Annotated in this window: 2 protein-coding genes; both read right to left on the bottom strand. The window is 57.1% G+C overall.

The window, feature by feature from the left end; genetic code table 11:
* Positions 1 to 285, bottom strand: a 285-nt coding sequence (locus VMU57_RS18630) for a hypothetical protein (RefSeq protein ID WP_325386179.1), incomplete at its 3' end; no start/stop codon positions are given.
* Positions 286 to 604: 319 nt separating this feature from the next.
* Positions 605 to 2,893: a helicase-related protein gene (locus VMU57_RS18625; protein WP_325386177.1), complete on the bottom strand. Its 2,289-nt coding sequence runs from the start codon at positions 2,891 to 2,893 to the stop codon at positions 605 to 607.
* Between the last annotated feature and the right edge of the window lie 255 nt (positions 2,894 to 3,148).

The raw sequence follows: 3,148 nt of genomic DNA, 5'->3' as shown, positions 1-3,148 counted from the left end.
GGCTTCGCCCTTGCAGTAAGTAGTCCGAGCTTCCATGACGCGGATGAACCTGCCGATTCGATCGACCTTTTCACCGAAGGCTTCGCAGAACTGTTGAAACCGTTCGGTGCTTTCGGGGCTGGCTTCGCCGTTCTCTTCCAGTTCATCCTGCATGCGATCGAGCAGAAGATCGAGCTCGCGGTCGATATCGAACAGCGAGTGATCGGCAGCGATGGTTTCAGGGGCGGCTCTCTTCTCCGGTTGCGCTTGGGCAAACGGCAATACAGGCATCTGAATTGTGGCCATGATGATTTCCTTTTGATGGGGTGGGAATGTAGAAAAGCCCGACGCGAGAAACCGGGCTTTGAGCAAAAACGATCCATCCGACATGGACGGATGACGTGAACTTCTTGAGCGGTTTCAGTTCCCGGTGTTCTTGAAGTAGAACGTCGTTTCTGCACCGATGAGACCGGTCAAAGCCTGGAGAATGACTGCGAGGAGATCTTTTGCTTTCACCCAGTCGCCAAACTGGTTTGTATAACAGGCAAACGCGATCACTATGCACGAAAAAAGGGCAGGAGTGGAAACCTGCCCTTCTCAGGGGGATGCGGACCGACGCCCAGAATTAGCTAAAGAGGCACATCTGTTCGCCGGCAACGTGTGCGGTTGGCCAGAGCGGAGATGGCTTCCGCTTTGGCCGTGTTGGGGTGGCATGGACCAGATGCAGACCATCGCCTTCGGGGACCGAAGACTCGAAGCCGAGTTCCAGCGGTGCGTCCACGATCTCAGATGGAAGAACAACTGGCGGAAGAATCGGGACTTCAGCGCCTGTCGGCTGATCGGGCGCGTTCTTGGCCCGTTCCCGTTCCAGCTCTCGCCATACCGAGTCGGCAGATTCTCCGACTCCACCCTTTTCGACCAGCTCGCGAGCCATGGCAGTCAGCAGGTCCTCATTGGCATCGAGCGACTGCAGCCCTTCCCCGGAGAACTTCCCTTCCATCATCAGCGCGACCAGCATCTTTTTGCCCATGTGACGGATGCAGGTTTCCTGCATGGTGCCTTTGTAGGCTAGAAACTTCACCCGAACCGGGTATCTCTGCCCGATCCGCCACGATCTCCGGCTTGCCTGCCGCAGCGTGTGAAGCGAGTAGCCCGTTTCGTAGAAGTAAAGGGTCGGAAACGCCAGGAGATCAAGGCCCGTCTCCACCAGCCTGGGATGGCAGACGACCACCTCGACGCCTGTCCGCAGCTGCTTCTCGTACCAGGCCTCACGCTTGTCAGTGGACACTGCCGCGCGCAGGACTGCTACCCGGAAACCCGCTTGCTGGAAGATTCGTTCCAAACGCTCGGTCACATCATGCTTGCCGGTAAACGTGGCGTAGACCTGACACCGTCTGCCCTGGCTCAACTCCCCACGGATGTCCTCAATGAGACGCTTCTCCTTGGCATAGGTTTCAGTCTCCGGCAGGTCTTCCGCTTGCGTGACGAAGAAAGGCAGCATGCAGCCCTGTTTCGGATCGTATTCCTTTCCCCAGATTTCGCCGATTCCATAAGGATGGTCCGGATACAAGAGCAGCGTGTTGAGCATGACACTCATCAGGCTCTTGTTGCCCCGGTGCTCCTTCATGGCTTGGGTAATGTCCTTCTCGATCGCCTTGTAGGCATTCGAGAGCGCATTGTCCATATCGACCGAAAGCACCGTCTCCTCATAAGAGGGGAGCTGATCGGAGATATCTTCGAGCGTGATGAAGGCTGTCGACTCCATCAGGTATTTGCCGAAGAGCAGCGGCGAGGCCCCTGGTTTCCGGAGCACCTGTACCGTTCGTTTCTGCGCCTTCGAGCAAGCATTGTCCGTCTCACGGACTTTTTCGACCGTCTCCAGGACGCCGTACTGCTCTTGAAAGTCCCTGCGACCCTGGCTGCCGGCCTCGTATCCCGCCGCCACCATCTGCCGCGGTTCCATGCGATAGAAGATATTGAAGAGATCGTCGGCATAGCCGCCCATCAGGGTCCCGGTCAGCGCAATCAACTTCCCGGCGCAACGCGCCAATACTCCCAGACCATTGCCCTGAGCGGTATCGCCGGCGAGTTGATGCAGCTCGTCGGCCACAGCATAGTCCCACCAGCCCTTCATGTAGCGGCCGATATAATCGAGCGGCGCCATGCGCTGAATGCGGCTGCTGTCGGCCTGCCAGAGTGCGGAGAAGCGAGTTGTCCCGTCCTCCCCACTCTTGAATGTCTCGCTGAATTTTGCTTCGCGGAGATCCAAGCGGCTGAGATAGCCTCCGTCACTTGCAGGAACGGCATGACCAGTGTCTGGATTGATTAGGCCGCCGAGCTCTGGCCCGCTTCTCGCAATCTGGAAGGCATGTTTCCAGAAGTAACCGAGCTTGCCTTTCTCTTTGCCCATAATGAAGAAGGCCGGTCGAGGACATAGTGCACGCCATCCCTTTCGGCCCATGCTGCGGAGCTTCGGGAGCGAGGTCGTGATTCCTTTAACCACGATCTGACCCTTTTCGAGCTTCACCTCGACGATGCCGTGCGTGTTCCTAGGATCGCCGCCATTGCGCAAGTCTTCGATCACAAAGGCGCGCGCGTTGGGAACGGTGAGCAGAGTTTCACGCGCCCATTTGCGAACGATATGCGGTGGACACATCACGATCGAGGTATACGGCCTATTGCCGGCATCGACGTGCATGGTGCCGAGGGACATGAATGTCTTCCCTGCCCCACACTCAGCCACGATGCGGGCTGCCCGCGCCGTCTTCAGATATTTCGCAAGTCCGGTGATAGCGAGCGCCTGCGCCGGCAATGGTGTGCGCAGCAGGGTTTGGAGGGCCGCTGCAGGCGCATCCTTCGGCGACTGAAGCGCGGGGTAGGTTTGAACAATACGCTGGCCCAATTCGTGAGACATGGCCCTTAAATAATCAAAATAAGAGGAATAATTTTCCACGATGAATCTCCTGAATGAGCGAATGCGCAAGAAAAAGGACCAGCGGATGCTGGCCTGTGGCGAAACTTTCCACGGTTGTTGCTGATGTCGATCAATGACATCAGCAACGAGAATCAGAGTTTTGCATCGAGGAGCGCGGACGGATTACAAACGAGGTGAAATTCCCGGCCTAAGCGAACAGGTCGTCGTACTGAATGGTCTTCAGTGCGTCCTGCA

Origin of the sequence: Edaphobacter sp. (assembly GCF_035532915.1) — a bacterium.
Lineage (GTDB): Bacteria > Acidobacteriota > Terriglobia > Terriglobales > Acidobacteriaceae > Edaphobacter.
The sequence above is the reverse complement of the archived record's forward strand: the minus strand, read 5'-3'. Positions and strand labels throughout refer to the sequence as shown.

Excerpts from the sequence above, each read along its gene's own strand:
- VMU57_RS18625 (WP_325386177.1), bottom strand. The coding sequence starts at position 2,893 with ATGTCTCACGAATTGGGCCAGCGTATTGTTCAAACCTACCCCGCGCTT.